Below are 23,934 nucleotides of genomic sequence, written 5' to 3' on the forward strand. Positions count from 1 at the left end.
GTCAAGGAAACAAGGGGCCGCCAGGGCTGCTCCCGGGTGTGGCAGGCTCGCGGTGTGGACCTGCCGGCGCCGGATCCTGACCTCGCGCACCTGGCCGATGTCGTGCCGTCGGTGCTCTCGGCGATGGGCGTCGCGGGCTTCGACAACCGCATCGGCCTCACCGGCGACATCGCCGGGGCGTGTGTCCTGCTGATCGACGGACTCGGCGCCGAACTGCTCGACACCTACGCCGCCGATGCGCCGGTGTTGGCGGGTCTTCGCGGCCAGAGGCTCACCGTAGGATTTCCCTCGACCACCGCCGCCGGACTCGCGGCGATCGGCACGGGCTGCTCGTCCGGCGAGCATGGATTCGTCGGCTATTCGTTCCGGCTGCCGGAAACCGGCGTGATCAACGCGCTGCGCTGGCGGCCGCACCCGTGGGGCGAAGACCTTCGGAGCACGGTGCTTCCCGAACAGGTGCAGCCCCGGCCGACCACCTTCGAGCGGGCCGCGTCGGTGGGCGTCGCCGTCAACGTGATCTCCGGCGCCGAGTTCACCGGCTCCGGGCTCACTCGCGCCGTGCTGCGCGGAGGGCGTTATGTGGGCGTGCACGCGCTCGGCGACCTTGCGTCTGCCGTCCGGGATACTCTGTCGGACAACGGATTCTGCTACGGCTACCACAGCGAACTCGACATGCTCGGCCACCTGCACGGTCCCGGGTCACCGCCGTGGCGCATGCAGTTGCGCCAGATCGACCGGCTCGTCGAGTCGGTGGTCGAAGCCCTGCCGGCCGGCGGCCTGCTGGCCGTGGTCGCCGACCACGGCATGGTCGAGGTCTCCGAAGCCGAGACCGTGGATGTCGACGCCACCCCCGCTCTGCTCGACGGCGTACAGGCGATCGGCGGAGAGCCGCGGGCTCGACATATCTATATAGAGGACGGCTCCCGAAGCGATGTGCTCGATACGTGGCGCGCCACGCTGGGCGAGCGGGCATGGGTGCTCTCACGCGAGGAGGCGATCGAGGCGAGGTGGTTCGGCGAGCGCGTCAGCGATGCGGTGTGGCCCCGCATCGGCGACGTCGTAGCGGCCGCCCGGGGCGCGGCGGCGGTGGTCCGGCGCAGCGTCGAGCCGCTGGAATCGTCGCTGATCGGGCACCACGGCTCGCTGACCTTCGCTGAGCAGACGGTTCCGTTGCTGCTGGCGTACGGCTGAGCTGCGCTCGCACTTTCGGCAGACCATACTGAAAAGGACTTATTTCCAATTGGTTTCGCTCGCACGCGTGCGCGGTGTAAATCAAACCGTCTGTCGGAGCGCATAATCCACCTTTGGCAACCGACGTTGCTAAGCAGATACGAAAAGCCACGATCCGCAATGATATTCGTGAAGTACGCAATAGAACGCACAGGTTGTGAACGCTGTCACAGAATTTGGTGACACTGCAACGCCACTTGTAACGTCCCGGCGCATGTTTGCTCTTGCCACGCTCTTGACGCTTGTGAACCAAGTGTCGGGCACGCCGTACGTCTCGGGCGGTGACTCCCCTGCCGGTACGGACTGCTCCGGCCTGGTGTCCTGGGTGACGAATGCGGCGACCGGTCGGCCCGTCTATGGCGACCGGTTCAACACGGGAAACATCGAAAGAGAGCTGCTCGAGCGCGGGTTCCAGTACGGCACTCAGCCCGGTGCGCTGGTGGTCGGCTGGAACAGCGGCCACACTGCGGCCACGCTCCCCGACGGCACCCCGGTCTCGTCCGGTGAGAGCGGCGGGGTCAAGATCGGCGGTGGCGGGGCCTACCAGGACCAGTTCACCAACCACATGTTCCTGCCGGTGCCGCCCGAGCAACCGATGGTCCCCGGCGCGCCGCCCGCACCCGTGGTGATGATGGCCGGGCACCAGCCCGCGCCGCCGGCCCCGCCCGTGGCGCCTCCGCCCCCTCCGCCACCGGCGAACCCGTTCGCGCCGCCGCCTCCCCCTCCGATGGCTCCCCCGCCGCCCCCGGCACCGGCACCGCCACCGGCGAACCCATTGCCGCCACCGCCGACGAACCCGTTTGCGCCGCCGCCGCCAGCACCCCTGCCACCGGCCTGACCGAAGCGCCCGCCCGGATAGCCTCTGCGGCGTGATCGTGCTTCTTCCGCCCTCGGAGACCAAGCGCTCCGGAGGTGATGGGCCACCGCTGCGCCTGGAGTCGCTCAGCTCGCCGGAGCTGGAACCGCTGCGCACCGAGTTGCTCGATGAGCTGGTGAAGCTGACGCGAGACCGGTCGGCGTGCCGCCGTGCACTCGGCCTGTCAGACGCGCAGGACGCCGAGGTCGACCGCAACGCGCAGCTGCGCAGCGCACCGACGCTGCCCGCGATCAACCGCTACACCGGTGTCCTCTACGACGCCCTTGATGTGGAATCGCTGCGGGGCGCCGCCGCGAGCCGTGCCCGGGCCCGACTGGCCGTCGGTTCGGCGCTGTTCGGACTGCTACGCGCCGACGATCCGATACCGGCGTACCGGCTTTCGGCCAGCTCGAAGCTGCCGGGGCGGCCGACGTTGGCCGCGCGGTGGCGTCCGCTGCTGGAGCCCGTGCTCACCCGGCTGGCCGCCGACGAGCTGATCGTCGACCTGCGGTCCGGCTCCTACGCGTCGCTTGGTCGGCTGCCCGACGCGGTCCGCGTCGACGTGGTCGCCGAGCACCCAGACGGTAGACGTACCGTCGTCACCCACTTCAACAAGGCGCACAAGGGGCGACTCGCGCGCGTCCTGGCCACCAGCCGAGCCGAACCCGACGATGCGGCCGGGGTTGCCGGCGTCGCGCGGCGCGCCGGGATGCGGGTGGAGCGACGCGGCGGCGATCTGACCGTCGTGGTTGCGGCCTGACGCGTCAGACGTCTTCGATCCAGTCGCTGGTGTAGAACTCCGCGGGGTTCTGGGAGAAGGCGTCGGGACGGGTGATGAACACCCATACGCCGGTTGCGCCCGGTTCGACGGCGTCGTTCAGGGTGACGGCGCCGTAGCCCGCCCCGTTGATCTGCAACACGCCCGCCGCCACTCCGGGGTCGCCGCCGTGGCAGGTGGCCGCCGACGACCGCGGTGACTGGATGAGCCGGACGTCGTAGCGCATGTTCGGTATCGCGGTGTTCATCTCGACATCCGCGGAAACGCCCGAACCACTGGTGCGGATGACGCTGGTGGCGCGCGCGTAGCCGGTCGGACCGTTGAATTCGGTCGCGCTGAAGTCGCAGCGTCGCAGGACTTGATTCAACGGAACGAACGTGCCGCCCCGCACGGCACCGACGGGCCCGTCCGCCCCGGCGCTGCCGGTGCTGTTCGCCAGTCCGAGGGGCGCGGCCACGGCGACCGCGGCGGCCAGGGTCATCAACCGGATCGATCGGCGCATGTCTGCCTCCCCGTTCCTCATCCGCGGTGGTGTGCTTTGCTCACGGGATTGACCTCCGTCGCTACGGTAAACCACAGATCACAGTCCCGGACCAGTTCGGCGGGTGTTTGGCGCGACCCTGACCGCGCCGTACCGTTGAGGTATGACGGTGTTGCCGGATCTGGGTGCCGTGCGCAAGAGCCTTGGCCGCGGCTTGTTCGGCATGGTTGCCGGACCCGACGGCCCTGCCAATCGCACGCGCATCCACGACACCCCCGGACCGCGCTGGTTCGCCGACGACCGGCCGATCCGCCGGGTGCACGCTGACGCCTCGATGTTCGTGGGCGGTCTCCGCGCGTTGTTGCTGCAGTCGCTGCATCCGTTGGCGATGGCGGGCGTCGCCGAACACTCCGACTACCGCGGTGATCCGTGGGGCCGGCTGCAGCGGACGAGCACCTTCCTGGCGGTGACCACCTTCGGGCCCGCCGACGAGGCTCAGCGCGCGGTCGACCGCGTCCGCGGCATCCATCAACGGGTGCGCGGCGTCGCTGCGGACGGCAGGCCCTACCATGCCGCCGACCCGCATCTGCTGGAGTGGGTGCACATCGCCGAGGTCGACAGCTTCCTGCTCGCGCACCAGTTGTACGGCGAGACGCCACTGGACCAGGCCGGCCGAGACGGCTACGTCGCCGACACCGCCCTGGTGGCATCGGCGCTGGGCGTCGCCGACCCGCCGCGTAGCGAGAAAGAGCTGGCCAAGCGGATCGAGCGGTTCCGGCCGGAACTGCGCGGCACCGCCGCCGCCCGCGACGCCGCCCGCTTCCTGCTGCTGACTCCTCCGCTGCCGATGGCGGCCAGGGCCCCCTACGGGATACTCGCGGCGACGTCGGTGGCGATGCTGCCGGCCTGGGCGCGAATGCCGCTGATGCTGCCGTATTTTCCGCCGGTCGAGGCGACCGTGATCCGACTGTCGGGTCGTGTTCTTGTCGGCGGGATCCGATGGGCGCTGACCGCGGAGCGCGGCGGTTAGTCCCGGCACTCCACGACGTCGTATTCACCGTCCGCGTACCGGGACCTGATCAGCTTCTTGTCGAACTTGCCGACGCTGGTCTTGGGTACTTCGTCGATGAACGTCCAGTACTCGGGCAGCCAGAACCGGGCGACCTTGTCGCTCAGGTGTTTCCGCAATTCCGCGGCGGTAATGGCTGCGTCGCTGCCGAGGACGACCGCCGCCAGCGGGCGCTCCTGCCACCGGTCATCCGGTACGGCGACGACAGCGGCCTCGAACACCGCGGGATGCTCCGTGATCGCCAACTCCAACTCCACCGACGAGATCCACTCGCCACCGGACTTGATGACGTCTTTGGCGCGGTCGGTCAGCGTGATGAATCCCTGCGGATCGATGCGGCCGACGTCACCGGTGCGCAACCAGCCCGCGTCGAACTTCGACGGGTCGGCGTTCTGATAGTAGGAGCCGGTGATCCACGGTCCTCGAACCTCGATCTCGCCCACCGCTTTTCCGTCATTGGGCAACACGGCGCCGTCGTCGTCGACGATACGGATCTCGACCCCGCACAAGACGCGGCCCGCCGAGGCGCGCAGCGTCCAGTGCTCCTCACCGGTGACCTCCGGCGGCGGTGCGGCGGTGGCCGCCAGCGGTGAGGTCTCCGTCATCCCCCATGCCTGGCGGATCTCCACGCCGTACCTTTCCTGATATTCCTTCATCATCCCGAGGGGCACGGCCGAACCGCCGCAGGCGACCCGCTTCAGGGAAGAGATGTCGCGCTCGGGGTTGGCGTGCAAAAACTTCAGGACGTCGTTCCAGATGGTCGGCACCGCAGCAGCGACGGTGGGCCGGTGCCGTTCGATCATGTCGACCAACGGAGCGGCCTGCAGGAAGCGGTCGGGCAACACCAGGTCCGCGCCGGCCATCATGGCCGCATACGGTTGCCCCCACGCGTTCGCATGGAACATCGGCACCACCGGCAGCACCCGGTCACCGTCGACGAGGCCGAGGTTGTTGGCCGCGCACACCGCCATCGAATGCAGATAGCTCGAGCGGTGGCTGTAGACCACACCCTTCGGGTTACCGGTCGTGCCGCTGGTGTAACACATTGCGGCAGCGCTTCTCTCGTCGAGTTCGGGCCAGTCGTAGTCCAGCGGCTGCCCGTCGAGGAGGTCGGCGTAGCGGATGACGGTGTGACCCGACGCGCCGAGCTGGGAAACGTCGCCGTCGCCGACCACCACCACCGTGTGCACGGTCGTCAACTGCGGCAGGATCGGCGACAGCAGCCCGGCCAGCGACATGTCCACCAGCACAACCGAATCCTCGGCCTGGTTGGCGATGAACGCGATCTGCTCATCGGCCAGTCGGATGTTGAGCGTGTGCAGCACCGCCCCCATGCACGGCGCGGCGAAGTAGGCCTCCAGGTGTTCCTGGTTGTTCCACATGAACGTGGCGACCCGCTGCCCGTCGGTCACCCCCAGCGCGCGTAGCCCGTGCGCGAGCTGCGCAACCCGTGTTCCGAATTCGCCGTAGCTGATCTCCCGGTGTCCGCCGGGTGTCGCGGTGATCACCTTGCGGCTCGAGGACCACCGGGTGCCGTGCCGCAGAATCCCCGTCACGGTCAGCGGAAAGTCCTGCATCGTACTGTCCATGGCATCATCTCCCCAGGCGCCGGCTCGATAGCGCCATGATGGCCGATGTGGGCGCGCTCCGACGGGAAACCGAGCAAGGGGCCGCGAGCGTGGCGGCTGAAACAGCCGACTGCGCCTACGGTTTGGCCTACCGTAAGCCGGGTGGAAGCACACCCGGCAAAAGCCCCCGGCCTGGTGGCGGTCGAGGCACTGCGCTCAGGCGACCCGATCGTCGATGTCAACGGTGGCGGTCAGCACTACACGGTGTTGGAGGCGAAGGACTTCGGCGAGGGCTGTGTCGTCCTCGAGCTGGAGTCCAAGGCCAACGACGAACTGCGGGTGATCGAGATGACGTTCCCCGCCGGATACCAGATGGAAAGATCGCCGCGCCGACTGCTGTAGACCGCCGTCGATGTCGCATCGAGATGGGAGTGCCCGATGTTGGGCGACATCCGTGAGTTGACCGATTCGCCCGAGGCGTACGCCGAGGAACTGCGCAGGCGGTGGGGCGGGCTGCTGAGCTACCGCTACATCGGCCGCAGCTACGCGCAGATGGACCTCGTCGACGAGGACAACACCGTCACCGTGCGCCGCGATATGCGCGACGCCGCGGGTGGGCTGCTGTTCGCCGTGCTGGGCATCTGCGCGCCCGAGAGCGGGCACATGTCCGATCTGGAGGCCGTGCCCAACCCGGTGATCCATTCCTGCCAGTTGCTCGATCCCGGCCTCGACGTCCGTTGCATCGAGGTGGTGTCCGAGGAACTACGGGTCGGCCGCCAGATGGGTTACAGCCGGGCGAAGATCGTCGACGCCGATCAGCCCGACCGGGTCCTTGCGCTGATCGAAGGGCAGGGCGTCAGCATCGGCACGCCGCCGGAAGGACTGGACCGGATGGAGGCCAATCCCCTCGAGGTGGTCGACTCCCCCGACCTGCCGCCGCTGTGGCAGGTGTTCGGCGGCCACCGCAGACCCGACGGTCGCTGGGGCCTGCCGGAGTTGTCGGTGGAGGTGGCGTCGCCCGACGCGGCGCTGCACGTCGGGCCGCAGTTCGTCATCCTCGAGACGGCGGCGATCGACGCCGCGGCCGGCGTCGCCGGCACTGACCGCCTGCACGGGGTGTCGTGCCATGTCATGTTCATGGCCCGCGGCAAAGCCGGCCCGTTCCGGGTGGACACCGAACCGGTACCCGGGCCCGACGGCACCGTCGCGGTACGGGTGCTGATGCGCGACGAAGGCGTGGACGACCGCGTCACCACCGCCGCGTCGTACGTATTCCGGGTGGCATAGCCGAAAACGGCGCCGACGCGCCATGAGACACTTCGGACATGGTTGTCGCAATCGCCCGCCCCAAGCTCGAAGGCAACGTCGCTGTCGGCGACGATCGTCGGATCGGGTTCGCCGAGTTCGGCGCTCCGCAGGGCCGCGCCATCTTCTGGCTGCACGGCACCCCCGGGGCCCGGCGCCAGATCCCGATGGAAGCGCGTGTCTACGCCGAGAAGGCCAACATCCGGTTGATCGGCCTCGACCGGCCCGGTATCGGATCGTCGACCCCGCATCGCTACGACACCGTCGTCGCGTTCGCCGACGACCTGCGCACCATCGCCGACACCCTCGGCATCGACAAGATGGTCGTCGTCGGCCTGTCCGGCGGCGGCCCGTACACGCTGGGCTGCGCCGCGGCGATGCCCGACCGGGTGGTCGCCGCCGGTGTGATCGGCGGCGTCGCCCCCACGGTCGGTTCCGACGCGATCACAGGCGGCCTGATGGGCAACCTCGGGACCCGCGTCGCGCCGCTGCTGCAGTACGCGGGAACGCCGATCGGCCTGGTCGCATCGGCACTCATCCGGTTCATCAAGCCGGTCGCCTCCCCGGCTGCCGACCTGTACGGCCGGGTCTCCCCGGAGGGCGACCGCCGACTGCTGGCCCGCCCGGAGATCAAGGCGATGTTCCTCGACGACCTGCTCAATGGCAGCCGTAAACAACTGGCCGCGCCGTTCTCCGACATCGTGGTGTTCGCCCGCGACTGGGGTTTCCGGCTCGACGAGATCAAGGTGCCGGTGCGCTGGTGGCACGGCGACGCCGACCACATCGTCCCGTACGCGCACGGGCAGCACGTGGTGTCCAGGCTCGCCGACGCCGAGCTGTACCCGATGCCCGGCGAAAGCCACCTCGCGGGACTGGGCCGCGCCGAGGAGATCCTGCAGACGATGATGAAGGTCTGGGACGAGTACGCCGCCGACGAACGGTCCTAGGACGCCGATCGGGCGCAGGTAGTCGTGGCGCCTACGCTCCGCGGTTCAGCCAGCCGGTCACCGTGGCCAAGTCGCGGGTGTAGGCCATCAGGACGTCGTCGTGATACAGCGCTCCGCCGCTGATCCCGTCGGGTCCCTGCCAGATCACGTGTATTCGCACCGGAGGTCGGGTGTAGTAGTCGGCGCGGTCGGCGTCTCGGCGGTCCCATCCGGCCTCTACGGCGCGTTGGGACATCTCGTCGCGCGCGGTTGCCGTCATCGTGCTCCTCCTGTGTTTCACGGACACGGTATCGGAACGGCGGACCAAGTCCGCACGCGCGGCGCTACGACGCCATCGGCGCGAAGGTGACGACGAGCACGTCGCGACGCGCCGGTTTCGCCGCGTCCAGCGGCCGGATCGGCGTCACGCCGTGCAACGTACGCCGGTCGTCACCGAGCAACAGTGTGCCCGGTTCGCTCAGCGTGGTCGACAGCAGATGGCGGCCGTCGGCGGAAAACACCGAACTCTCGCCGCCCACCGCGTTGTCGCGCCCGATCAGCAGCGAGGTGACCAGGGTGACACCGTCGCGGTGCAGCCCTTCCGGGGTGGGATCGCCACCGTCTGATGTCGAGGCCAGAACACGGAACGGGGTGACCTTCACACTCCAGCGGGGTAGGTCGTCCAGCATCGTGGCCACCTGGCCCAGCAGCCGCAGAAACCGTTGCAGCAGTGGCTCTTCGACGAATGCGTCGGTCAGCGGCTCGAAGTGGCGGCTACGGTCGACATAGAGCGGGTTGGATGCCTGCGGCTGTACGAACGCGTCGTGCGGCATGGGGTCGATGGCGGCGTCGGCGGGGACGAACGCGAAATGTCCGTAGCGGCGTAGGCGCCGGGTGCCCAACTCTGCGGCGTAGGGATCGTCGGCCAGGGCGTCCCAGTGCCGGCCGAACCGCTGCCAGGCGTTCCGGTCGGCGCCGAGGCCCGCATCGAGTTCGGCCGCGGTCATCAGATATGCCCCGTCGGCGATCAATCGGTGCTGCGCCAGTGTCATCTCGCCGCCGGAATACCCGCGTGTACGCGGATTGAACGCGGCGAGGGCTCAGCTCAGCGCCCGGCGCAGCATGTGCATCGCGACGGTGGTGGACCGCTCGCGGATGTCAGCGCGGTTGCCGGGCAGCCGCAGCGTCCTGGTGACCGCGGGGCCGTCGGCCAGCTTGACACTGAAACACACCGTGCCCACCGGCTTTTCGGCTGTCCCGCCGCCCGGACCGGCGACGCCGGTGATCGCGACGGCGGTGTCCACGCCGAACCTGCTCAACGCGCCGTCGGCCATCGCCTCGGCGACGGGCTCGGAGACCGCGCCGTGCGTCTCGATCAGTGCGGGGTCCACGTCGAGCAGCCCGGCCTTGGCGTCGTTCGCGTAGGCGACCACCGCACCGGCGACGTAGGCCGACGAGCCCGCGAGGTCGGTCAGCCGGGCGGCCAGCAGCCCGCCGGTGCAGGACTCGGCGGTCGCGATGCGTCGACCGCCGAGCAGCCGGGCGACCTGGTCGTCGACGCGTGAGCCGTCCTCGGAGAAGATCGCCTCGCCGTGCCGCTCGCGCAGCAACGTCATCAGCTCGCCGTAGCTCTCGGCGGCATCGGGCTCGTAGCGGGCGACCACTTCGAGCTCGCCGCGCCGCAGGCAGGTGGTGATCTCAAGGCGGTCGAAACCGGTGAGGCTGCGCTCGGCGTCGCGCAACGTGTCGGCGAGGCCGGACTCCGGCAGCCCGAACATCCGGACCGTCTCCTGTCGGTACGCGGTGCGCCCCGCGATCGCCTCCTGGACAGCGGCCGTCTGCACCGCGATCGGCCACATCGGCTGCAGTTCACGCGGCGGCCCGGGCAGCACGACGATCGTCGGCTTGCCCGGCACCACCACTCCCGGCGCGGTACCGACCGGATCGATCACGTGTGCTCCGTCCGGCACGAGGGCCTGCTTGCGGTTGGCGGCGTGCACGGCGTCGGCGTCCACGTTGGGAAAGCGCGCCATCAGACGCGACACGATGTCGGCGATCATGACCTCGAGGCGGTTGTCCAACACCAGCTTTCGGCCGGCGAAGCGGGCCACCGTCTCGACGGTCATGTCGTCGGCGGTGGGGCCGAGGCCGCCGCTGGTGACGATCAGGTCCACGCCCTCGTCGGCCAGGAACCGCAACTGTGCCTCGATGTCGCCCGGCCGGTCGCCGCAGATGGTGATGTGCGCCAACTCGACACCCAACTCCAGCAGCCGATCCGCGACCCACGGTCCGTTGAGATCCTGTACCCGGCCCGTGAGGACTTCGGTACCGGTGACGACGATGCCCGCGCGTGCGCTCACGAGCTACGACACTACGGGTCGCCGAGTGTCGGGTTGACCGACGCCTCGGCGCCGCAAAGCGTTCGGGGCGCTACTTGTGCGGCACGTCGTTGGTCAAGCCGCCGTCCATGATGTACTCGGCGCCGGTCGAATAGCTGGACTCGTCGCTGGCCAGAAAGACGACGAACGTCGCGACCTCTTCGGGCTGGCCCGGGCGACCCAGCGGGATCCGCAACATGTTGTCCGGAAAGTGCTTGGTCATCGGCGTCCGGATGAACCCGGGATGCACCGAGTTCACTCGGATGTTGTGCGCGCCGAGCTCGAGCGCCGCCGACTTGGTCAGCCCACGCACTGCCCACTTCGAGGCCACGTACGGGTGCACCATCACGGCGCCGCGCAGCCCCTCGATCGAGGAGATGTTGATGATCGAGCCGCCGCCGGCGGCCTTCATCGCCTCCACCGAGTGCTGCATACCCAGGAAGGTTCCGGTGAGGTTGACGTCGATGACCTTCTGCCACTTGGCCATGTCGAACTGGCCGATCTGGCCCAGCGCCACCGTGCCCGCGTTGTTGACCAGCACGTTGAGCTTCCCGAACTCGTTGACGGCGGTGGCCACGGCGGCTTCCCACTGGTCGGCCTGTGTGACGTCGAGGTGGACGTATCGGGCGGACTCGCCGATCTCGTCGGCCAGGGCCTTGCCCTTCTCATCGAGAATGTCACCGATAACGACCTTGGCGCCCTCGGCCACCAGCGCCCGTGCATCGGCGGCGCCCATCCCCTGCGCACCGCCACTGATCAGTGCAACCTTGTCGTCCACGCGTCCCATGGGGCGTCAGGCTACCGCACGCTCCTGGCGAACTAGAACCTGTTCCAATTTGGCTGTGCAACACGCATACTGCTCGCCATGGCTATTCGTGTGGCGCTCGTCGGGACCGGCAACTGCGGCGGCCTCGCGCTGAAGCAACTCGTCAACGACGCGCGGTTCGACCTGACCGGGGTGTGGGTCTCATCGGATGCCAAGGTCGGTAAGGACGCCGGCGAGTTGGCCGGTTTGAGCGTGAGCACCGGTGTCACCGCGATCAACGACCTCGACGCGATCATCGCTGACAAGCCGGACTGCGTCGTGTACTGCGCGATGGGCGACACCCGATTGCCCGATGCGATGGCCGACGTGCGCAAGATCCTCGCAGCGGGCATCGACGTCGTGGGATCCGGTCTCGGCGTGTTGCAGTATCCGTGGGGAGTGATCCCGGACAAGTACATCCAGCGGGTGGAAGACGCTGCGCGAGAGGGTGATTCGACAGTCTTCATGACCGGTGTCGATCCGGGGTTCGTCACCGACCTGCTGCCGTTCGCGCTGGCCGGAACGTGTCAGAGCATCGAGCAGATTCGCACCATGGAGATCGCCGATTACGCGACCTACGACGGCGCGACGGTGATGTTCGACGTGATGGGTTTCGGTAACGAGATCGGCGACCTGCCGATGCTCTACCAGCCGGGTGTGCTGAGCATCGCCTGGGGCACGGCCATCCGTCAGCTCGCGGCCGGCCTGGGCATCGAGGTGGACGAGATCCGCGACGCCGTCGAACAGGAACCCGCTCCCGAAGACTTCGAGGTCGCGGTCGGCACCATCAAGAAGGGCACCGTCGCGGCGGTCCGTTTCCAGATCGAGGGCATGGTCAAGGGCAGGCCGGTGATCGTCGTCGAGCACGTCACCCGACTGCGGGAAGACCTGCGACCGGATTGGGCCCAGCCCGCGCAGCCCGGCGGGTCGTACCGCGTCGAGATCATCGGCGAACCGTCCTACGCCATGGACATCTGCCCGACGAGCCGCAACGGCGACCACAACTACGCCGCCATCCTGGCCGCGGCGGGCCGGATCGTGAACGCCATCCCCGACGTGGTCGCGGCCCCGCCGGGTATCCGGACCACCCTCGACATGCCGCTCGTCACCGGGAAGGGCCTGTACGCGGGTCAGTAGCATCACGAGTCACACCCTTCGACGATCGGCAGAACAGTTGCGATAAGGGTCCTGTAAACCGTCGATCGGTGTGACCCATGGGAGCGTCGACCCGGTCCGGGGCTGTCATCCAAGGGCTGAAACCGCCGGTGGTTAGGCTGGACCGCGCCATGCATGCGCAAACCGCAGCACCCGACCCGATCGCCGAGATCGCCGCGAGTCCAGCCGGGCCAGACGTGGGCGCGTTCTTCGATCTCGACGGCACGCTCGTCGACGGCTTCACCGCGACCGCGCACGCGGCCGACCGCATCCGGCGCAGGCAGGCTCGCATCGGCGAAGTGCTCGGCGTCGTCGAGGCGTCGGTGCGTTACCGGCTGGGCCGCATGCAGTTCGAGCGGCTTCTGACCCGCGCGGCGGGCTACCTGCGCGGCGAGTCGCTGGCTGAACTCGATGAACTCGGCGAGCGGCTGTTCATCGAGCGGATCGCGGCGCGCGTGTTCCCTTACATGCACGAGATCGTCCAAGCACACCAGCAACGCGGACACACGGTCGTGCTCAGCAGTTCGGCGCTGACCATCCACGCTGAACCGGTCGCCCGGTTCACCGGAATCGATCACGTACTGTGCAACCATTTCGAGCTCGACGAGGCCGGACGGCTCACCGGCCGGATCGCCAAGCCGGTCATCTGGGGACGCAACAAGTCCAGCGCGGTGCAGGCCTTCTGTGAGACCAATGACGTTGCATTGCAACGCAGTTACTTCTACGCCGACGGCGATGAGGATGCGGCGTTGATGGCCCTGGTCGGCAATCCGCGCCCGGTGAACCCACGCCCCGGCCTCGCCACGATGGCCGCCGAGAACGGTTGGCCGGTGCTGCGCGTCGAGGGTTCGGGCGACCGCAGGCGGGTGTCGCTTCGAAGGCTGATCGGATACGACTGACCCGTCGAGGAGCAAGCGTGCCAAGCAAATTCAACGACATCGCCGCCGTCGTCGCCACCAGTGACTATCCCGCCGCGCGTTCCTGGTACAGCCGAATCATGGGGCGCGGACCGGATCTCGAGCCGATCGAAGGCGTCGCCGAGTGGCAGATCACTGCGACAGCGTGGCTGCAACTCATCACGGATGCCGAGCGGGCCGGCAGGTCGGCGGTGCGCATCGGGGTCGACGACCTGACGGGGGTGGTCGCGGAGTTGGCCGGGGCAGGCATCGCGGCGGGCGAACCCGTCGACATCGCGGGCATGGTGAGGGTCGTCGACATCACCGATCCCGACGGCAACGAGGTGTCCTTCGTCGCCGACCTGCCGCCCGAATAATCCCAACCCCTACTGGCCCTGAGACCGGCCTGGCGGCTAAACTAGAACACGTTTCAATTTGTGGCGGCCCACCAAGGAGCAGGCATGCGCACCCCCATCTGTGACGACCTCGGCATCGAGTACCCGATCTTCGCGTTCACCCACTGCCGCGACGTGGTCGTCGCCGTGAGCAAGGCCGGCGGCTTCGGCGTGCTCGGGGCCGTCGGCTATACCCCCGAGCAACTCGAGATCGAGCTGAAGTGGATCGACGAGAACATCGGTGACCACTCGTACGGCGTCGACATCGTGATCCCCAACAAGTACGAGGGCATGGATGCGGCCGACCTGTCGCCCGAGGTGCTCAAGAAGACGCTGAACGATCTGGTGCCGCAGGAGCACATCGACTTCGCCAAGAAGGTCCTCGCCGATCACGGCGTGCCGGTCGAGCACAGCGACGACGACGCGTTGCAACTGCTCGGCTGGACCGAGGCGACCGCAACCCCGCAGGTCGAGGTCGCGCTGCAGCATCCGAAGTGCACGCTGATCGCAAACGCGTTGGGCACTCCGCCCGCCGAGATGATCAAGCACATCCACGACGAGGGTCGCAAGGTCGCCGCGCTGTGCGGATCGCCGTCGCAGGCCCGCAAGCACGCCGACGCCGGCGTGGACATCGTCATCGCCCAGGGCGGCGAGGCCGGCGGCCACTGCGGTGAGATCGGTTCGATCGTGCTGTGGCCGCAAGTCGTCAAGGAGGTCGCGCCGGTGCCCGTGCTGGCGGCCGGCGGAATCGGCAGCGGCGAGCAGATCGCCGCCGCGCTTGCGCTCGGCGCACAAGGCGCCTGGACCGGATCCCAGTGGGTGATGGTCGAGGAGTCGGAGAACAGCCCGGTGCAGCACGCCGCCTACGTCAAGGCCACCAGCCGCGACACCGTGCGCAGCCGGTCGTTCACCGGCAAGCCCGCGCGGATGCTGCGCAACGACTGGACCGAGGCGTGGGAGGACCCGAACAACCCCAAACCCCTCGGGATGCCGCTGCAGTACATGGTGTCGGGCATGGCGGTCGCCGCCACCCACAAGTACCCGAACGAGTCCGTCGACGTGGCGTTCAACCCGATCGGTCAGGTCGTCGGCCAGTTCACCAAGGTCGAGAAGACCTCGACGGTGATCGAGCGCTGGGTGCAGGAGTACCTCGAGGCCACCGGCCGGCTCGAAGCGATCAACGAGGCCGCTTCCGTTTGATTCGCGGCTCGGCCGCGGAGGTCTGATTCTCGGCTCGGCCGCGGCCGCCTGATTCGCCTGCACTGCCGTCGGCGTTTCGAGAGCCGGCGTTCATGGTGGCGTGGTACGCCGTACCCATGACGCATATCAGACGGTGGGGCGCGGTCTACATCCTTCTACTGCTGTTCGTCGGGTCCTGGGCCGGCCAGTTCGTCACGCAGCTGGCCGAGTTCACCAGTACCCAGCAGCAGCACGGCCAGCCCTTCCAGTGGGGCGAATACCTGCACCAGTTCTTCGCCAGCACTTTCGAGAACTGGCAGAGCGAGTGGCTGCAACTGATCTTCCAGGCGATCCTGTTGCTCGGGGCCAAGCACTGGCTGTTCAAGGTCGACGCCGAAGACCTCGAGCGCATCGAGGCCAAGATCGACGACATCAAGGACCGGCTGGGCCTGCCGACTCCCCCGCCCGGCCAAGAAGACCCCTCAAGCCCAGGCTGATGAACGTTCATCACCGCTCGAAGATCCGCCGATTATTCGAGCGGTAATGAACGTTCGCGGAGGTCTACTAGCCTGCGGTCCGCCGATTATGTAAGGTGACATACATAGTTCTGTCGAATGGAGGACATCGGCGCATGGCCAGTCATCGTGAGCGGATGGTCGCCTCCGCGGCGGTGCTGATCCGCGAACGCGGCGCGCACCCGACGGCGATCGCCGACGTACTCGCACACAGTGGTGCGCCTCGGGGTTCGGCCTATCACTACTTCCCCGGTGGGCGCACCCAATTGCTCTGCGAGGCTGTCGATTTCGCGGGAGCGTATGTCGCTTCGCAAATCGAGGAGGCGGACAGCGGCGTCGATGCGCTCGACGCGTTGGTGCTCGGTTTCCGAAAGCAGCTCATCGACAGCGAGTTTCGCGCCGGATGTCCGGTCGTCGCGGTGGCCGTCGAATCCGGTGCCAAGGGTGATCAACTCGCGCCGGTGGTCGAGCGGGCCGCGGCCGCGTTCGCCCGGTGGAACACGCTGATCGCCGACCGGCTGACAGCCGACGGCATCGCCACCGACCGCGCCGAGGAACTGGCGGCGCTGGTCTTGACCGCCGTCGAGGGCGCCATCGTCGTCGCCCGAGCGTCCCGCGACGTGAAGCCACTCGACCTCGTGCACCGCCAACTTCGGGCGCTTCTCGAGACCGCGACGGAAAGTGAGGCCGAGCGATGAGCGATGACTGGCAGCCCACCGCGTGCATCCTGTGCGAGTGCAACTGCGGCATCGTCGTGCAACTCGACGACCGCAAGCTGGTCAAGATCCGCGGTGACAAGGCGCATCCTGCGTCGCAGGGCTATACGTGCAACAAGGCGCTGCGGCTCGACCATTATCAGAACAACCGCGCCCGGCTGACATCACCGATGCGGCGCAGACCCGACGGAAGCTACGAGGAGATCGACTGGGATACCGCGATCGCCGAGGTGGCCGAGGGCTTCCGGCGCATCGCCGACGCCTACGGGGGCGACAAGATCTTCTACTACGGAGGCGGAGGGCAGGGCAACCACCTCGGCGGCGCCTACAGCGGCGCGTTCCTCAAGGCGCTCGGCTCGCATTACCGGTCAAACGCTCTGGCCCAAGAGAAGACCGGTGAGGCGTGGGTCGACGCGCATCTCTACGGCGGCCATACCCGCGGCGAGTTCGAACACGCCGAGGTGTCGGTGTTCATCGGTAAGAACCCGTGGATGTCACAGAGTTTCCCGCGCGCTCGGACCGTGCTCAACACGATCGCCAAGGACCCCGGTCGATCGATGATCGTCATCGACCCGGTCGTCACCGACACCGCGAAGATGGCCGACTACCACTTGCGCGTGCGACCGGGCACCGACGCCTGGGTCCTTGCGGCGCTGGCGGCGGTGCTGGTGCAGGAAAGCCTTTGCGACGAAGACTTTCTCGCCCAGCACGTGCACGGGGTGCAACCCGTACGCGACGCGCTGCATGAGGTGCCGGTCGGCGCCTACGCGTTGCGATGCGGGGTCGACGAGGAACTGATCCGCGCCGCCGCGCGACGCATCGGAACCGCGGGCAGCGTCGCGGTATTCGAGGATCTCGGCGTCCAACAGGCGCCCAACAGCACGTTGTGCTCGTATCTGAACAAGCTGTTGTGGGTCCTCACCGGGAACTTCGCCAAGCGCGGCGGCCAGCACCTGCATTCGTCGTTCGGGCCGCTGTTCCGGCATACGCCTGAGGTCGGCCGGACCCCCGTCACGGGTGCGCCGATCGTGGGCGGCTTGATCCCGAGCAACGTTGTGCCTCAAGAGATTGCCACTGACCACCCGGACCGGTTCCGGGCGATGATCGTCGAGAGCAGCAATCCCGCGCATTCGCTTGCCGACTCGGCGGCGTGCCGCGAGGCGTTCGCGTCCCTCGAACTGATGGTGGTCATCGACGTGGCGATGACCGAGACGGCGCGACTGGCGCACTACGTGTTGCCCGCCGCGAGCCAGTACGAGAAGTGCGAGTGCACGTTCTTCAATCTCGAGTTCCCGCACAACACCTTCCATCTGCGTCACCGCTTACTGGAACCGCTCGACGGCACGCTGCCCGAACCGGAGATCTGGGCCCGGCTGATGCGCGCGCTGGATTTCGTCGACGACGCCGATCTGCAACCGCTGCGGACGGCGGCGAGCGAGGGCCGGCAGGCTTACACGCAGGCGTTCCTCCAGGCGGTCGCCACCAGTCCCACGCTGGCCAAGGTGTTGCCGTTCGTCCTCTATGAAACCCTGGGACCGACACTGCCAGAAGGCCTTTCCGGTGCGGCAGCGCTGTGGGGATTGGCGCAGAAGGCCGCGATGAGCTATCCGGACGCAGTACGGCGGGCGGGCCACGCGGACGGGAACGCATTGTTCGACGCGATCCTGGAACGCCGATCGGGTGTGACGTTCACGGTGCACGAGTACAGCGACGACTTCGCGTTGATCAGCCACCCGGACCACAAGATCGCGTTACACATGCCCGAGATGCTCGAAGAGATCCGGGCGTTGGAGCTGCAGCGCCCGGATCTGGTTACCGCGGAGTTCCCGATCGTGCTGTCGGCGGGCGAACGGCGCGCTTACACCGCCAACGACATCTTCCGCGACCCGACGTGGCGCAAGCGCGACCGCGACGGCGCCCTGCGGGTCAGCGTTGAGGACGCCGAAGCGCTCGGACTCGTCGACGGCGGCAGGGCGCGGATCACCACGGCGGCGGGCTCCGGTGAGGCGAGCGTCGAGATCAGCGAGGCGATGCTGCCGGGGCATGCGTCGCTGCCCAACGGGTTCGGGCTCGATTTCGTCGACGACGACGGCCGGGCCCACACCACGGGCGTGGCGCCGAACTCGCTGACGTCGAGCGACTGGCGCGACGCATATGCCGGCACGCCGTGGCACAAACACGTGCCCGCCCGCATCGAGGCCGTCGAGCCTGCGGTTTCGGTGTAGCCGGTCTCGCCACGCGCGACCAACGGCACCGAAATCACTCATGCAGCAGTCGCTGCGTGGCCAGTTCCACGACTTCGCGTCTGCTGAGTTCGCCGTGGTCGGCAGCGATGAAGCGGCTTCCGATCGCCAAGGAGAACGCCAGCATGGCCCGGGCTTCGACGTCGTGGGCGTCGTCGACGAAGGTGCCGATGAGAGCGCGCAGATACTCCATCCGACGGTTGTCGACACGGCGCAGCCGCCTGGCGACCGTCCGATCGCGGCGGGCCCAGTCACGCACCGCCAGGTCGACCGGAAGTAGCTCCTTGGAGAACGTGAGCAAGCCGGCCTTGCGAACCTTGGCGCTGGCGTCTCCGCCCTCGGTTTCCACCCGGTCGAGCACGTCGTCGGTGCTTCGGCGCTCCCACGATTCCAGCAGGGCGCCGAGGAAAGCCTGCCGGTTGGCGAAATGCCAGTAGAAGCCGCCGCGGGTGACGCCCAACGCTTTCGCCAGCAGGTCCACCCGCACCGCGTCGGGTCCACCCGCTGCCAGCGCCTTCAGCCCAGCGTCGATCCACACGGCCCGCGGTGTCCGGGTCTGAGCGACCATCGTTTTCCCCTATGTGCTTACAGCCTTGACGCCACCTAGAATTCAAGCATACAGTGATGTATGTTTGGTGGTGAGCGACTCGACAACACAGCGCACGTCCGCCGGCCTTGGCGGATCCACGAATTCACCGAGGATTTCCGGGTTCTCGATGTCTGGGCGCTGCCGACGCCGGGCGGACGCGACGATTTCGGTGAACTGGTGGAGCTATGGCGCACATTCGATCCGGGCAGGAACTCTCCCATCGTGCGCGCTTTGTTCACCATCCGATGGTCGATCGGCAAGATGTTCGGGCTCGACACACCGGAGGCCGGATTGGGCGGACGCGTCCAGGCGCTGCGAGACAGACTCACCGCCGACTTACGAGACACCGCAACGCAACTGGCGACCTCTGACGCTCACTTTCAGCCGGTGTACATCACCGACGAGGAGTTCGCGATGGAGATCGCCAATCACACTGTCCACGGGGTGCTGCATGTCGGCTGGGTCGCCGACGTGCATGGCACACACCGCGGCCAGATGGCTGTTCTGGTCCGGCCCAATGGCGTGATGGGCCGGATGTACCTCGTAGCGATCGCGCCGTTCCGCCATCTGATCGTCTATCCGCTGATGCTGCGCGACATCGGCCGCCTATGGCAAGGCCGGTCGAGTGCAACGCGACAACCCGAGAGCAGGCCCCGATGACCAACACAGAAGCCACGGCCAACCGGGTCCGGCAGATCCCCGCGGTAGATCTATCCCGGACACCGAGCATGCTCGGCCGGATCGACTATGTGGACGCGTTCGAGGTCGACGTCCGTCGGCCGGGCGACTGCGGCGCCGAAGAGTGGATGCGGACGATATTGGAGGGCGCTCCACTGAGCATGCGAGCCCGACTGCTCTCGGCATGGTCGGCGATCGGACTCAAGCTGCGGCTGCCGGGATCCGACCGCTCCATACTCGGGTGGGACATCCGCGCGGGCGACGACGATTTCGTGCTGCTCGGTGCACCCTCGCGAATCGGAATGCCCGGCGAACTGTTGTTGCGCCGCAAGGAAGGCGGCTTGCTATTTCAAACGTTCGTGCGTCATGACAACTCGATCGTCCGCGCGCTGTGGGCGAGGATCGAGGCGTCGCACGTGAAAACTGTGCGCTCGCTTCTGGCTCGAGTCTGCGGCTAGGGAGCCGGCGGCGCGGGCGCCGGCGCCGGTGGCGCGGGCGAAACGGGTGCGGGCGGTGGAGGCGCCGGCAGCCACGGCAGCGCGGGAGCGGGCGGCGGGCCCGCGGGTCCGGCCGGTGAGATCGGCACGTTGGGCCCCGGTGCCTGCTCCGGAGAGGGCGTGTTCAGGGGGCGTTGCGCGAGACCCATGATCAACGCTTCCTTGCCGCTGATCTCCTGGCTCTGCACGGCGTGCCAGAGATCCTTGAGATAGCTGACCTTCGGGCGCTGGTTGGGCTTCATGCTCGGGTCCAAGGTGGTTCCCGGCGGGAGCGCCTCCGGACTCGGGAGGTGCGAAACACCTTCGGTGGGTGGCGCTGGCGGAGCATCACCGGGCGCAGGGGCCGGAGCAGCGGCCGCCACCACGGATGCGCTGCCCGCAGGCGGCGGTGGCGGCGGCGCGGGCGTTGCGGGATCGGCGAAGGCCTGCGGCGCGCCGAACAGCGCCGCGGCGATCCCCGCGCCCAGCAACGACAGCTTCTTCGGGTCGATCACGATCCTCACCAGGGCCCCCTTTCCGGGTGACCGTCGCACGACGGCACTGGCGCGTCGACGGCGTCACTGTTGCTTCGAAGAGTGTCGCAGAATTGTTACACCTGTGCCCGTTGAGTCGAGACGGTCAATATCCGCACCTTGCGGAACACGTTTCACTTCGCTTTCCGGCGGACTTTCGCCGAACCCGCCTCACCCTTCCCCAACTGTGGTGTAGCAATGCGATAGGGGAACTAGACCACGTCATGTGAGGAAAGCATCGATGCCGACTCCCAATCTCCCGCCCGGGTTCGATTTCACCGATCCCGACATCTACGCAGAGCGACTGCCGGTCGATGAGCTCGCCGAGATGCGCAAGGTGGCGCCCATATGGTGGAACGAGCAGACGAAGGGCAATCTGGCCTTCGGCGACACCGGTTTCTGGGTGGTGACCAAGCACAAGGACGTCAAGGAGATCTCGCGGCGCAGCGACGTGTTCTCCAGCAACGCGAAGACTGCGCTGCCGAGGTACCGCGACGAGGCCGACTCCGCGTCATTGGAGGCCGGCAAGGTTGTCCTGCTGAACCAGGACGCACCGCACCACACCCATCTGCGCAAGATCATCTCGCGCGCATTCACCCCCCGGGCCATCGAGTCCCTGCGCGAGGAACTGCGCGAGCGCGCGGCCAACATTGCCAAAACCGCTGCCGCCGAGGGTTCTGGCGACTTCGTCGAGCAGGTGTCGGCCGAGTTACCCCTGCAGGCGATCGCCGGGCTGATGGGCGTCCCGCAGGAAGACCGGATGAAGCTGTTCCACTGGTCCAATCAGATGGTCGGTGACCAGGACCCGGAATACAGCAGGAACGATCCGACGGCGGCATCGGTCGAGTTGATCACTTACGGCATGCAGATGGCCACGGAGCGGACCAAGAATCCGGGCGACGATCTGGTGACCAAGCTCGTGCAGGCCGACGTCGAGGGCCACAAGCTCTCCGACGACGAGTTCGGCTTCTTCGTCATACTGCTCGCGGTGGCGGGCAACGAGACGACGCGCAACTCGATCACCCAGGGCATGATGGCGTTCACCGAATTCCCCGACCAGTGGGAGCTGTTCAAGAAGGAACGACCCGCGACGGCCGCCGACGAGATCGTCCGCTGGGCGACCCCGGTCACCTCGTTCCAGCGCACCGCACTCGAGGACACCGAGTTGGCCGGCGTGAAGATCAAGAAGGGCGACCGGGTGGTGATGTTCTACCGCTCGGCCAACTTCGACGAAGAGGTCTTCGACGACCCGTACACGTTCGACATTCTGCGAGACCCCAACCCGCACGTGGGTTTCGGCGGCACCGGCGCGCACTACTGCATCGGCGCCAACCTGGCCAGGATGACGATCGATTTGATCTTCAACGCGATCGCCGACGAGATGCCGAATCTGCGGCCGCTGGCCGAACCCGAGCGGCTACGGTCGGGCTGGCTCAATGGCATCAAGCACTGGCAGGTCGACTACACCGGAGCGGGCAAGGCGTAGTCAGTAGTCGATGATCGAGCGCCAGTACTCCTCGGGTATCTCGGCGTTCGACCGCAGCACCATCGCCAGGCCGGTCGCCATCGCGATACCCAGCAGTCCCAGCCACAGACCGAAGAATCCGATGACCGCCCACAGCACGGCGGTCACCGTCGGCCATGGCGACAGCACTGCCAGCACGGGCGCGAAGAAGAAGCCGGCGCCGATGTACCACGCGGACCCGGCACGGTCGGAGATCAGCACGAAGCGCAGCCACCGCGGAATCGGTGTCGAAGCGGGCTCGACGGTCTCCATGATTCCTTCCTCTGCTCGATGGACACCTCCGACATTGCTCCCCTGAGGTAACCGGCGCAATTACCTGCGACGTAATGGCCGCGCCCATCGTGCTGGGCGACACTGGCAACCATGACCGCTGCGCGCGTGCAGACCCAGACGTTCGGTGCCTTGATGAGGGAATGGCGTCGTCGGCGCCGGGTCAGTCAACTGGACCTCGCCATCGCGGCCGAGGTGTCACCCCGGCACGTCAGCTTCATCGAGACGGGCCGGTCGACGCCGAGCCGGGCGATGGTGCTGCGGCTGGCCGACGTCCTCGACGTGCCGCGCCGCGAACAGAACCAGCTGCTGCTGGCGGCCGGCCTCGCCCCGGTGTATCCCGAGCGCTCCCTCGACGACCCGGAGATGGCCGCGGTTCGCGCGGGGATCGAGCGAGTCCTCGATGCGTACAACCCGTTCCCCTGCGTTGTGGTGGACCGGCGTTGGCAGATCGTGCGGGCGAATTCGGGGGCCGGCGTGCTGCTCGACGGTGTTGCGCCAGAATTACTGAAAGAGCCCAACGCCATGCGCATCGCCCTGCATCCCGACGGGCTGGCACCTCGCATCCGCAACCTCGGCCAGTGGCGACACCACCTCGTCGAGCGGCTGCGCCGCGAGGTCGCCGTCAGCGGGTCGAACGAACTGACCGCGCTGCTGGCTGAAATCGATTCCTACCCAGGTGATCCCGACGGCTCACCGGACGTCGGCGGCGTGGCGGTGCCGCTCGAGTTGTACGCGCCGGACGGCAGGCTGCTGAAATTCCTGTCCACCGTGACGACCTTCGGCACCGCGCTCGATCTGACCGCCGCCGAGCTGTCCATCGAGGCGTTCCTGCCCGCCGACGAGGTGACCGCGGCCGCGTTGCGGTGAAACCCGCCGTCGCGCCGGTAGTCCGACGGAACCGGGCATGTACGGCCGCCGACACCAATAGAGTCTGACGACATGGACAACCGACTCGTCGCGGCGGCTGCCGTCATCCTCGTCGCCGGTGCCGCGGGCTGCTCGTCGCCACCCGCCGCGCTCGGCGGAACGACCGCGAAGGTAACCATCAACGGCAAGAGCACCGGCGGCCCCCACGCGGTGAGGTGTACGCAGACCGGATGGATGTGGACCATCGAAACCCCCGACGATGCCAAGGGCTTCACAGCCACCATCAACACCGGAGACGTCGTCACCGCCGAATCGGTCACATTCCAGGACTTCGATGGCTTCAGCGGAAACTTCTGGAAAGGCAACGTCGGCGAGGCCGAGGTGAAGGGCAAGGGCGGCAAGTACACGATCACCGGCTCGGCGGACGGCTCGTTCACCGACAACCCGAGCAACGCGGTCACCGCCACGTTCCGCATCGAAGCCGACTGCTGAGCGCGC

The 23,934-nt window shown here is 67.6% G+C and carries 28 protein-coding genes; 19 read left to right on the forward strand and 9 right to left on the reverse strand.

The genetic code is table 11. The features are described from left to right. The first annotated feature begins 54 nt into the window (after window positions 1-54). The 3 genes from G6N18_RS03495 to yaaA all read left to right on the forward strand — a co-directional run bounded on the left by G6N18_RS03495 (window position 55) and on the right by yaaA (window position 2,846). The gene (locus tag G6N18_RS03495; protein ID WP_067225168.1) at window positions 55-1,191 is read left to right on the forward strand and encodes an alkaline phosphatase family protein; all 1,137 of its coding nucleotides are present in this window, start codon (window positions 55-57) and stop codon (window positions 1,189-1,191) included. 253 nt (window positions 1,192-1,444) lie between these two features. Next, a complete protein-coding gene (locus G6N18_RS03500; protein ID WP_163689802.1) occupies window positions 1,445-2,068 on the forward strand; it encodes an NlpC/P60 family protein in 624 nt (207 codons plus the stop codon). Between the two features lie 31 nt (window positions 2,069-2,099). Next, window positions 2,100-2,846: a peroxide stress protein YaaA gene (gene yaaA / locus G6N18_RS03505; protein WP_067225176.1), complete on the forward strand. Its 747-nt coding sequence runs from the start codon at window positions 2,100-2,102 to the stop codon at window positions 2,844-2,846. A gap of 4 nt (window positions 2,847-2,850) precedes the next feature. Here the strand turns inward: yaaA and G6N18_RS03510 are convergent, their stop codons facing one another. Continuing rightward, on the reverse strand, window positions 2,851-3,366 hold the full coding sequence (locus G6N18_RS03510; RefSeq protein WP_067225167.1) for a hypothetical protein: 516 nt from the start codon (window positions 3,364-3,366) through the stop codon (window positions 2,851-2,853). Window positions 3,367-3,508: 142 nt separating this feature from the next. Here G6N18_RS03510 and G6N18_RS03515 point away from each other — a divergent pair, with 142 nt between their 5' ends. Next, complete coding sequence (locus tag G6N18_RS03515; protein WP_083002718.1) at window positions 3,509-4,375, forward strand: oxygenase MpaB family protein; 867 nt, start codon at window positions 3,509-3,511, stop codon at window positions 4,373-4,375. Here G6N18_RS03515 and G6N18_RS03520 read toward each other — a convergent pair. After that, window positions 4,372-6,003 carry a fatty acid--CoA ligase gene (locus tag G6N18_RS03520; protein ID WP_083002715.1) on the reverse strand — a complete coding sequence of 544 codons (1,632 nt, stop codon included), beginning with the start codon at window positions 6,001-6,003 and terminating at the stop codon, window positions 4,372-4,374. The two genes, G6N18_RS03515 and G6N18_RS03520, sit on opposite strands and share 4 nt — an antisense overlap. Before the next feature lie 141 nt (window positions 6,004-6,144). On the opposite strand from G6N18_RS03520, the gene G6N18_RS03525 reads away from it, so the two are divergent. Genes G6N18_RS03525 through G6N18_RS03535 form a run of 3 tightly spaced genes read left to right on the forward strand, consistent with a single transcriptional unit; the run spans window position 6,145 to window position 8,234 of the window. After that, the gene (locus G6N18_RS03525; RefSeq protein ID WP_109749470.1) at window positions 6,145-6,384 is read left to right on the forward strand and encodes a hypothetical protein; all 240 of its coding nucleotides are present in this window, start codon (window positions 6,145-6,147) and stop codon (window positions 6,382-6,384) included. 36 nt (window positions 6,385-6,420) lie between these two features. Then, complete coding sequence (locus tag G6N18_RS03530) at window positions 6,421-7,269, forward strand: hypothetical protein (RefSeq protein WP_083002711.1); 849 nt, start codon at window positions 6,421-6,423, stop codon at window positions 7,267-7,269. Between the two features lie 38 nt (window positions 7,270-7,307). Next, on the forward strand, window positions 7,308-8,234 hold the full coding sequence (locus G6N18_RS03535; protein WP_067225163.1) for an alpha/beta fold hydrolase: 927 nt from the start codon (window positions 7,308-7,310) through the stop codon (window positions 8,232-8,234). Window positions 8,235-8,265: 31 nt separating this feature from the next. On the opposite strand, the gene G6N18_RS03540 is transcribed toward G6N18_RS03535, so the two are convergent. From G6N18_RS03540 to G6N18_RS03555, 4 genes are all read right to left on the reverse strand, one after another. Continuing rightward, the gene (locus G6N18_RS03540; protein ID WP_067225162.1) at window positions 8,266-8,493 is read right to left on the reverse strand and encodes a hypothetical protein; all 228 of its coding nucleotides are present in this window, start codon (window positions 8,491-8,493) and stop codon (window positions 8,266-8,268) included. Window positions 8,494-8,557: 64 nt separating this feature from the next. After that, window positions 8,558-9,265, reverse strand: coding sequence for a 2OG-Fe dioxygenase family protein (locus G6N18_RS03545; protein ID WP_083002709.1), 708 nt, complete (start codon window positions 9,263-9,265; stop codon window positions 8,558-8,560). A 48-nt stretch (window positions 9,266-9,313) separates the two neighbouring features. Then, window positions 9,314-10,573: a competence/damage-inducible protein A gene (locus tag G6N18_RS03550; RefSeq protein WP_083002706.1), complete on the reverse strand. Its 1,260-nt coding sequence runs from the start codon at window positions 10,571-10,573 to the stop codon at window positions 9,314-9,316. 70 nt (window positions 10,574-10,643) lie between these two features. Beyond that, window positions 10,644-11,378 (reverse strand): glucose 1-dehydrogenase, encoded by a 735-nt coding sequence (locus G6N18_RS03555; protein ID WP_059102293.1) that lies wholly within the window; start codon window positions 11,376-11,378, stop codon window positions 10,644-10,646. Window positions 11,379-11,456: 78 nt separating this feature from the next. Here G6N18_RS03555 and G6N18_RS03560 point away from each other — a divergent pair, with 78 nt between their 5' ends. The 7 genes from G6N18_RS03560 to G6N18_RS03590 all read left to right on the forward strand — a co-directional run bounded on the left by G6N18_RS03560 (window position 11,457) and on the right by G6N18_RS03590 (window position 18,477). Continuing rightward, window positions 11,457-12,533 carry an NAD(P)H-dependent amine dehydrogenase family protein gene (locus tag G6N18_RS03560; protein WP_083002703.1) on the forward strand — a complete coding sequence of 359 codons (1,077 nt, stop codon included), beginning with the start codon at window positions 11,457-11,459 and terminating at the stop codon, window positions 12,531-12,533. Between the two features lie 149 nt (window positions 12,534-12,682). After that, the gene (locus G6N18_RS03565; RefSeq protein ID WP_067225174.1) at window positions 12,683-13,450 is read left to right on the forward strand and encodes an HAD family hydrolase; all 768 of its coding nucleotides are present in this window, start codon (window positions 12,683-12,685) and stop codon (window positions 13,448-13,450) included. A gap of 17 nt (window positions 13,451-13,467) precedes the next feature. Beyond that, a complete protein-coding gene (locus G6N18_RS03570) occupies window positions 13,468-13,824 on the forward strand; it encodes a VOC family protein (RefSeq protein ID WP_234783734.1) in 357 nt (118 codons plus the stop codon). 84 nt (window positions 13,825-13,908) lie between these two features. After that, window positions 13,909-15,042: a nitronate monooxygenase gene (locus G6N18_RS03575; RefSeq protein ID WP_083002699.1), complete on the forward strand. Its 1,134-nt coding sequence runs from the start codon at window positions 13,909-13,911 to the stop codon at window positions 15,040-15,042. A gap of 116 nt (window positions 15,043-15,158) precedes the next feature. Continuing rightward, on the forward strand, window positions 15,159-15,518 hold the full coding sequence (locus G6N18_RS03580; RefSeq protein WP_067225172.1) for a DUF6766 family protein: 360 nt from the start codon (window positions 15,159-15,161) through the stop codon (window positions 15,516-15,518). Between the two features lie 134 nt (window positions 15,519-15,652). After that, the gene (locus G6N18_RS03585) at window positions 15,653-16,234 is read left to right on the forward strand and encodes a TetR/AcrR family transcriptional regulator (RefSeq protein WP_083002696.1); all 582 of its coding nucleotides are present in this window, start codon (window positions 15,653-15,655) and stop codon (window positions 16,232-16,234) included. Then, window positions 16,231-18,477 carry a molybdopterin-dependent oxidoreductase gene (locus G6N18_RS03590; protein WP_083002693.1) on the forward strand — a complete coding sequence of 749 codons (2,247 nt, stop codon included), beginning with the start codon at window positions 16,231-16,233 and terminating at the stop codon, window positions 18,475-18,477. Before G6N18_RS03585 ends, G6N18_RS03590 begins: the two co-directional genes overlap by 4 nt. A gap of 34 nt (window positions 18,478-18,511) precedes the next feature. Here the strand turns inward: G6N18_RS03590 and G6N18_RS03595 are convergent, their stop codons facing one another. Beyond that, the gene (locus tag G6N18_RS03595) at window positions 18,512-19,063 is read right to left on the reverse strand and encodes a TetR/AcrR family transcriptional regulator (RefSeq protein WP_083002690.1); all 552 of its coding nucleotides are present in this window, start codon (window positions 19,061-19,063) and stop codon (window positions 18,512-18,514) included. Window positions 19,064-19,123: 60 nt separating this feature from the next. On the opposite strand from G6N18_RS03595, the gene G6N18_RS03600 reads away from it, so the two are divergent. Together G6N18_RS03600 and G6N18_RS03605 are read left to right on the forward strand one after the other, a co-directional pair. After that, complete coding sequence (locus G6N18_RS03600; RefSeq protein WP_067225154.1) at window positions 19,124-19,744, forward strand: DUF2867 domain-containing protein; 621 nt, start codon at window positions 19,124-19,126, stop codon at window positions 19,742-19,744. Beyond that, window positions 19,741-20,220, forward strand: coding sequence for a hypothetical protein (locus G6N18_RS03605; protein ID WP_083002687.1), 480 nt, complete (start codon window positions 19,741-19,743; stop codon window positions 20,218-20,220). Before G6N18_RS03600 ends, G6N18_RS03605 begins: the two co-directional genes overlap by 4 nt. On the opposite strand, the gene G6N18_RS03610 is transcribed toward G6N18_RS03605, so the two are convergent. Next, a complete protein-coding gene (locus G6N18_RS03610) occupies window positions 20,217-20,762 on the reverse strand; it encodes a hypothetical protein (protein WP_109749469.1) in 546 nt (181 codons plus the stop codon). The two genes, G6N18_RS03605 and G6N18_RS03610, sit on opposite strands and share 4 nt — an antisense overlap. A 250-nt stretch (window positions 20,763-21,012) precedes the next feature. Here G6N18_RS03610 and G6N18_RS03615 point away from each other — a divergent pair, with 250 nt between their 5' ends. Further along, window positions 21,013-22,257: a cytochrome P450 gene (locus G6N18_RS03615; protein ID WP_083002828.1), complete on the forward strand. Its 1,245-nt coding sequence runs from the start codon at window positions 21,013-21,015 to the stop codon at window positions 22,255-22,257. Here the strand turns inward: G6N18_RS03615 and G6N18_RS03620 are convergent, their stop codons facing one another. Continuing rightward, window positions 22,258-22,548, reverse strand: coding sequence for a hypothetical protein (locus G6N18_RS03620; RefSeq protein ID WP_067225151.1), 291 nt, complete (start codon window positions 22,546-22,548; stop codon window positions 22,258-22,260). It abuts the gene before it with no gap. A gap of 111 nt (window positions 22,549-22,659) precedes the next feature. Here G6N18_RS03620 and G6N18_RS03625 point away from each other — a divergent pair, with 111 nt between their 5' ends. Both G6N18_RS03625 and G6N18_RS03630 read left to right on the forward strand, forming a co-directional pair. Beyond that, window positions 22,660-23,436, forward strand: a complete 777-nt coding sequence (locus G6N18_RS03625) for a helix-turn-helix domain-containing protein (RefSeq protein ID WP_067225150.1) — start codon at window positions 22,660-22,662, stop codon at window positions 23,434-23,436. Window positions 23,437-23,508: 72 nt separating this feature from the next. Continuing rightward, a complete protein-coding gene (locus G6N18_RS03630) occupies window positions 23,509-23,928 on the forward strand; it encodes a lipoprotein LpqH (protein ID WP_067225149.1) in 420 nt (139 codons plus the stop codon). Window positions 23,929-23,934 lie beyond the last annotated feature (6 nt).

Source organism: Mycolicibacterium celeriflavum (assembly GCF_010731795.1).
In the GTDB taxonomy this organism is placed as follows: Bacteria; Actinomycetota; Actinomycetes; order Mycobacteriales; family Mycobacteriaceae; genus Mycobacterium; species Mycobacterium celeriflavum.